5 protein-coding genes are annotated in these 6,065 nt (G+C 66.8%); 2 read left to right on the top strand and 3 right to left on the bottom strand.

Annotated elements, in window-relative coordinates; translation table 11 throughout:
• Positions 1-404, top strand: a 404-nt coding sequence (locus Q0602_RS15030) for a peptidoglycan-binding protein (protein WP_298845005.1), incomplete at its 5' end; no start/stop codon positions are given.
• Here the strand turns inward: Q0602_RS15030 and Q0602_RS15025 are convergent.
• Positions 394-945, bottom strand: coding sequence for a helix-turn-helix domain-containing protein (locus Q0602_RS15025; RefSeq protein ID WP_298845003.1), 552 nt, complete (start codon positions 943-945; stop codon positions 394-396). The two genes, Q0602_RS15030 and Q0602_RS15025, sit on opposite strands and share 11 nt — an antisense overlap.
• 180 nt (positions 946-1,125) lie before the next feature.
• Here Q0602_RS15025 and Q0602_RS15020 point away from each other — a divergent pair, with 180 nt between their 5' ends.
• Positions 1,126-2,319 carry a benzoate/H(+) symporter BenE family transporter gene (locus Q0602_RS15020; protein WP_298845000.1) on the top strand — a complete coding sequence of 398 codons (1,194 nt, stop codon included), beginning with the start codon at positions 1,126-1,128 and terminating at the stop codon, positions 2,317-2,319.
• Positions 2,320-2,321: 2 nt separating this feature from the next.
• On the opposite strand, the gene Q0602_RS15015 is transcribed toward Q0602_RS15020, so the two are convergent.
• Together Q0602_RS15015 and Q0602_RS15010 are read right to left on the bottom strand one after the other, a co-directional pair.
• A complete protein-coding gene (locus Q0602_RS15015) occupies positions 2,322-3,221 on the bottom strand; it encodes a transglutaminase family protein (RefSeq protein ID WP_298844997.1) in 900 nt (299 codons plus the stop codon).
• Positions 3,222-3,270: 49 nt separating this feature from the next.
• On the bottom strand, positions 3,271-5,802 hold the full coding sequence (locus tag Q0602_RS15010) for a circularly permuted type 2 ATP-grasp protein (protein ID WP_295036254.1): 2,532 nt from the start codon (positions 5,800-5,802) through the stop codon (positions 3,271-3,273).
• Between the last annotated feature and the right edge of the window lie 263 nt (positions 5,803-6,065).

The raw sequence follows: 6,065 nt of genomic DNA, 5'->3' as shown, positions 1-6,065 counted from the left end.
AGATCGACCCCGGACCGCGCTTCCCCTGGAAAAGACTTCACGAGGCAGGCGTTGGCGCCTGGCCGGACGATGAAGACATCGCCACCTATCGGCGTCGTTTCGCGCACTGCTCGCCAACGGTGGGGCAATACCAACGCGCGCTCGGCGCCTACGGCTATCGGCTCGCGACGACGGGCGTCCTCGACGAGGAGACTCGCAACGTCACCAGAGCGTTCCAGATGCATTTCCGCCCCGCCAACTACGCCGGCCAGCCGGATGCCGAGACCGCCGCCATCCTCTGGGCGCTGCTGGCCCGCTATCGACCGCAGGAACTGATGGCGTCCGATCTGGCGGCGCCGTCGGGCTGCGTCACGCCGGCGCAGGAGGCGGTCGACAGCCCTCGGGCACAACGACTCATGCGCTGAAAGGATAGTGAATCAGATCGTGAACCTTCGCTGTCGCCGGCCCCCGGTTGCGATACCCGTGCGGCTGGTCCGCCGCGAAGCGCAGCACTTCCCCTGCCCCCAGGGTTTGCCACCCCCCTTCGACGAAGAGCTCCATCTCACCTTCCAGTACGACCACATGCTCGATCACCCCCGGAGCATGCGGCGACGACTCGCTCAGGCAGCCCTGCGGCAGCTCGATTGCGAACATCTCGAACCCCAGGAGCGGATCGAACGCGAACAGCGGCGTGACGATCATGCCGGAGGCATCCCGGTGCCTGGCGGGTGACGCCGGTCGATGCACCACACCGCTTTCACCGACCAGAAACCGCGACAGCGGCGCCTGAAGGCCGCTGGCGATCTTCCACAGCGTCGCGATGGTCGGGGTCGACTCGCCCCGCTCGATCTGCCCCAGCATCGCCTTGCTGACGCCACAGAGCCTGGCGACCCGGTCGAGACTCAGGCCGCGCTCACCGCGAAACTGCTTCATGCGCTGACCGATAGCCGCAAGATCTGGACTCATGATCCCTCCCGATGCCTACACCGCCCTGGTGCCAGGTCTCGACCCGACGCCCTGAATACTTTCCTGTGTGCCACGCCAGTTCTGTGTGCCACTGCGCCAGTATCGTGCGCAATGACGGACATTGTCGAAACCCGTGTCGTGCGTTATAACGCACATCACACTTCGATCTTGGGCATCGACATGGCACGTCTCCCGGCCGAGCGCCGTTCCACTCCGCCGCTCCTCACCGCCTCGCACATCACGGCGGGATTCGTCGCGGTGCTGGTCGGCTACACCAGCTCCGCGGTGATCATCTTCCAGGCAGCCTCGGCGGCAGGCGCGTCACCGGTGCAGATCGGTGGCTGGCTGAGCGCGCTCGGCCTCGCCATGGGCATCACTTCGATCGGCCTCTCGCTGCACTTCCGGCAACCGATCCTGACGGCCTGGTCAACGCCGGGCGCCGCCCTGCTGGCCACCAGCCTGCCCGGCCTACCATTGAGCGAAGCCATCGGCATCTTTCTGTTCAGTGCCGCGCTGGTCGTCGTCTGTGGCGTCACCGGGTGGTTTGCCAGACTGATGCAGATCATCCCGCAGCCCATCGCCGCCGCCATGCTGGCGGGTGTGCTGCTGCGCTTCGGCCTGGACGCCTTTGGATCGATGGAAACCGACTTCATCCTGGTGTCGTCGATGTTTCTGAGCTATCTCGCCGCCCGGCGCTGGCTGCAACGTTACGCCATCCTGCTCGTGCTGCTGGTGGGGCTCGGCGTCGCCGCTCTGCTGGGCAAGATCGACGCGGCGGAGACAAGCCTGATCCTGACGCTGCCACAGCCGATCTGGCCGACCTTCTCGCTGTCGAGCCTGATCGGCGTGGGCATTCCACTCTTCGTGGTGACGATGGCCTCCCAAAACGCGCCCGGCGTGGCGACACTGCGGGCTGCCGGATACGATACCCCGGTGTCGCCATTGATGATCTGGACCGGTCTGGCAACGCTGCTGCTGGCCCCGTTCGGCGCATTCAGCATCTGCCTGGCAGCCATCACAGCGGCCATCTGCATGGGGCCGGATGTCCATCCGGACACCGACAGACGTTATCCCGCGGCGATATGCGCCGGGGGGTTCTACCTGCTGGCGGGGCTCTTCGGCGGCTCGATCGGCACGCTCTTCGACGCCCTGCCCAAGGGACTCGTGCTGGCGATAGCCGGACTCGCGCTTCTACCGACCATCGGCAGCAGTCTCCATCGCGCGCTGCTGGAGGCGCATCAGCGTGAGGCGGCCCTGGTGACGTTCCTGGTCACCGGATCCGGCGTGACGCTGTTCGGCGTGGGTGCCGCGTTCTGGGGTCTCGTGGCCGGCATGTCGACGCTGATCGCCGCGTCCGGCCAGCGTCGGAACTGACGTCAGATACCGCTCAAGGCACCCTGCCGGAAGCCATCCTCGGGACCGTCGATCGGCTCCACATCCACCGCCACGTCGAGCTGGTGGGCGCCGCCCCCGTTCATGACACCCTTGAGCGGCGGCACGTCCCCGTAGTCTCGCCCCCACCCCAGTACGAGGTGGCGCTCCCCCGGCAGAGTGCCATTGGTAGGGTCGTACTCCAGCCATCCCCAGTTCGGTACGTGCACCGCCACCCAGGCATGCGAGGCATCGGCGCCGACCAGGCGCGGCTGCCCGGGCGGTGGCAGCGTCTCCAGATAACCGCTGACATAGCGCGCCGACAGCCCCAGGGAGCGCAGGCAACCGATCATCAGGTGCGCGAAGTCCTGGCAGACGCCCCGCCGCGCCTCGAGCACCGCCAGCACCGGGGTGGCCAGGGACGAGAACTCGGGATCGTAGGTGAAGTTCTCGAAAATCCTGCGATTGAGATCGTCGACGCCGTCCAGCAACGCCCGGCCGACCGGGAAACTGGGCGCGGCGAATGCACGCAGCGCGGTCTCTCTCGCGATGAAGGGGGAATCCAGCTGGAACTGGCGCAGCTCCGGCGTACGGCTGGCGTGACGTGCCGCCGACTGCCAGTCGCCGACCTCCCTAGGCGGCAGCGGCCGCCCTCCCGTCTCCAGGCTGGTGACGGCCGTGACCGACAGTGCCGTGTGAACCTCCTGGACGCTGAAGAAGGAGACGAGATTGCCGAAGAAGTCGACACGCTGATGGCTGACTGCGGGCCGCGGGACGATATCGAGTCGGGTATCATCGACCTTCTGCCAGGCAAGCGCCCGCGGCACCACGCGCGCTTCGTTGTGGCAGAGCGACACTGGCGAGGCGTAGTCGTAACGGGTCGAGTGGCGGACACGATAACGCATGGCGGATCCTGTAACGAACGGCGCGGCGAGAGATCCCGGCGGGCGCCGCCTACGGCGCCTGCATGGGCACCAACTGACGCGGCATCTCGACGTGGCTGAAATGGCTGTGCTCGATGGCCAGCGACAGACCACCGAGAGGTTCGGCCAGCGCATCCAGCAGCGCCCCGAGCGCCTGCCTGGCGGCGGCGTCCTCATCCAGCCTCGACAGCTGCTCCAGATCGGCCAGATGCAGCGCCGAGCGCGCCTGGATCAGCAGGCGGGCCTCGTCGCTCCTGTACGGGGTGTTGCTGGGCTGCGGCAGGCGCTCGATCTGGCGCTCCAGGCGCTTGAACATGTAGCCCACCGAGCGCGGATTGGCCTCGTCGAACAAAAGCAGGTCGAGAATGGCTGCGGGATGCAGCTCACTTCGGTACCGTCGCCGATAGGCCGTCGCGTTGTCGGTCGTGGCCAGCACCACGTCCCACAGCGCCTCGCCGGCATGCGCCGAATCGATCAACGCCAGCCGCAATAGCGTCAGAGTCCCCAGGGAACGCTCGAGAAAACGCCCTATATCCATGAAACGCCAACCGAAATGGTGGGGCATGGTCTCGTTGCACAGCCCGAAGAAGGCGGCCAGTTGCGTGATCACCGTCTCGACCGAACGGCGCCCCTGATCGATACCCGCGTGCGGCAGGCGGCTCGATTCCTGGCGCAACTGGTTGAAGACCCGCCAGGCATCGTCACCGAGATGATCGCGTACCGCGCGGCAGTTGTTGGCCATGCGCGAGACGAGTGTCGGCAGGCTACCTTCCCGATCCTGCTGGAACAGCGCCAGTAGCCGCTCGCGATGCGCGGCGAAGCGTTCCACCGGCGTCTCGTCGGGCAACGGGGCCTCGGGCTCCATCAGGTGCAGGATATCGGCCAGTGTCTCGTCCGCCAGCCCTTCCTGATCCTGCTCGAACAGTCGGTAGAGCGCTTCGCGCAGCAGCCGGGAGCGACCATCGAGACGCTCCCCGTAACGCCCCACCCAGAACAGGCTGTCGGCAACACGGCTCGGCAGGTCGGCACCGTCCCGCGTTACCACCAGCGGCTGCCGCGAGCGTCGCAGTCGGCTGACATGAGGCTGCGGCTCGTATGCGGTGACCCATACATCCTTGACGCACTGGCTGGACCGCATCGCGGTATCCGGCGCGCCTTGCCAGGCCACGCCACCGGGCATTACTTCATAGTCGCTGAAGCGGTAGTCCGCGTCGAAGACCGCCTGGCTGAAGCAGCGCACGTTGAATGTCGAGGGCTCCAGTTGGGCGCAGTCGCGACTGAAGAACGGCGCGGTGGCCGTCACCAGCGGCTGCTGGGCCACGTATCGATCCGGCTGGGCGATGATCGACTGGCGCAACCTTCCCGCCGCCTCTTCGCTCAGGTCAGCGGGAGAGACTCGCATCCGATCCCCCTCGAGGCGCTGGAAGCTCAGCGTCTCGAAACCCGCCATCGCCCAGGCGAGCCCTTCCGGCTGCCCGCACCAGTGGCGTTCGGCACTTCCGATCTGCAACGTCTCGCCGAGGAGCCGCTCGCACAATGCCGGCAGGTAGGCGGCGATCAGGGGGTGCTCCAGCGCCCCCACGCCCGGCGGATTGGCAACCCCGACGCCCCCCGTACGGATCGCCTCCAGCAGGCCGGGCACGCCGATCAGCGAGTCGCCTCGCAGCTCCAGGGGATCCATCCAATCATCGCCGATATGACGCAGCAACACGTCGACGGGTTGGAGGCCGCCGAGCGTGCGCATCCAGAGCCGCGAATCCCGCACCACCAGGTCTCCACCCTCCACCAGCGCCAGATTGAGGTAGTTGGCCAGGTAGGCGTGCTCGAAATAGCTGTCGTGGCCAGGCCCGGGCGCCAGCAGTGCAATGGTGGGATGATCGAGATTGAGCCGCGACAACGACGACAACGAGTGATGCTGCGCGCCGAGAAAACCGGCAAGCCGCTTCAGCGGCGCATTGCGGTAGAGATCCGGCAGTGCGCGTGCCATGGCGATACGGTTCTCGAGGGCGAAGCCCATGCCCGACGGGGACTGGACACGGTCGGCCAGCACCTGCCACTGGCCCTCGGCACTCCGGGCGAGATCCACGCCATGCAGCAGCAACCCGGGGTCGTCGTCGCCGAAGAGCCGATCGCAAGGCAGTAGGAAGGCGGGATTGGCATACAGCGCATCGGCCGGCAGGATGCCTTCCGCCAGCATCCGGCGGGGCCCGTACATGTCCTTGAGCACGGCGGCCAGCAGCCGGCTGCGCTGGCGCAACCCCTGCTCGAGACGTTTCCATTCCCGGGGCGAGATGACCAGGGGCAGCGGATCCAGCCACCACTGGCGGCGACTGCCCGCTTCATCAATGGGCAGGTTGTAGGTCACGCCATTCTCGTGCAACAGGTGCTGCACTTCCTCCGCCCGCTGGACCAGCGACTCCCGCCCCAGTTGCCCCAACTGGTGCAGCAGCGGCAGCCAGCGCCGGCGCACCGAGCCATCGGAAGCGACCAGCGCGTCGTGGACATCGCCGGGGGCGTAGGTTTTCAACCAGGGAGCGCGGAGCGTCTCGGTTACCACCATCATCTCTTTTGTCTACGTATGCGCCGGGACTCCTTCCCAGCGGCCGGTGATCACCAGGCTCCTGCCGGTGCCGTGGGGTCGGCCAGATCGCCGACCTCCTCTTTCGATCTCGGAGCGTTCGACTGCCAAACGCCCGACTCAAAAATGCACGCACCCGCGGACGGCGCGCCGGGAGAGAGACTAGCCGATTCCCGTCGTCCGTTCACGCAAGTCCAGGGTGAACGGATAATCCGCGCTGACCGACCAGTCGGGCACGTCGTGGATGC

The organism is uncultured Salinicola sp., assembly GCF_937921195.1.
GTDB lineage: Bacteria > Pseudomonadota > Gammaproteobacteria > Pseudomonadales > Halomonadaceae > Salinicola.
The sequence above is the reverse complement of the archived record's forward strand: the minus strand, read 5'-3'. Positions and strand labels throughout refer to the sequence as shown.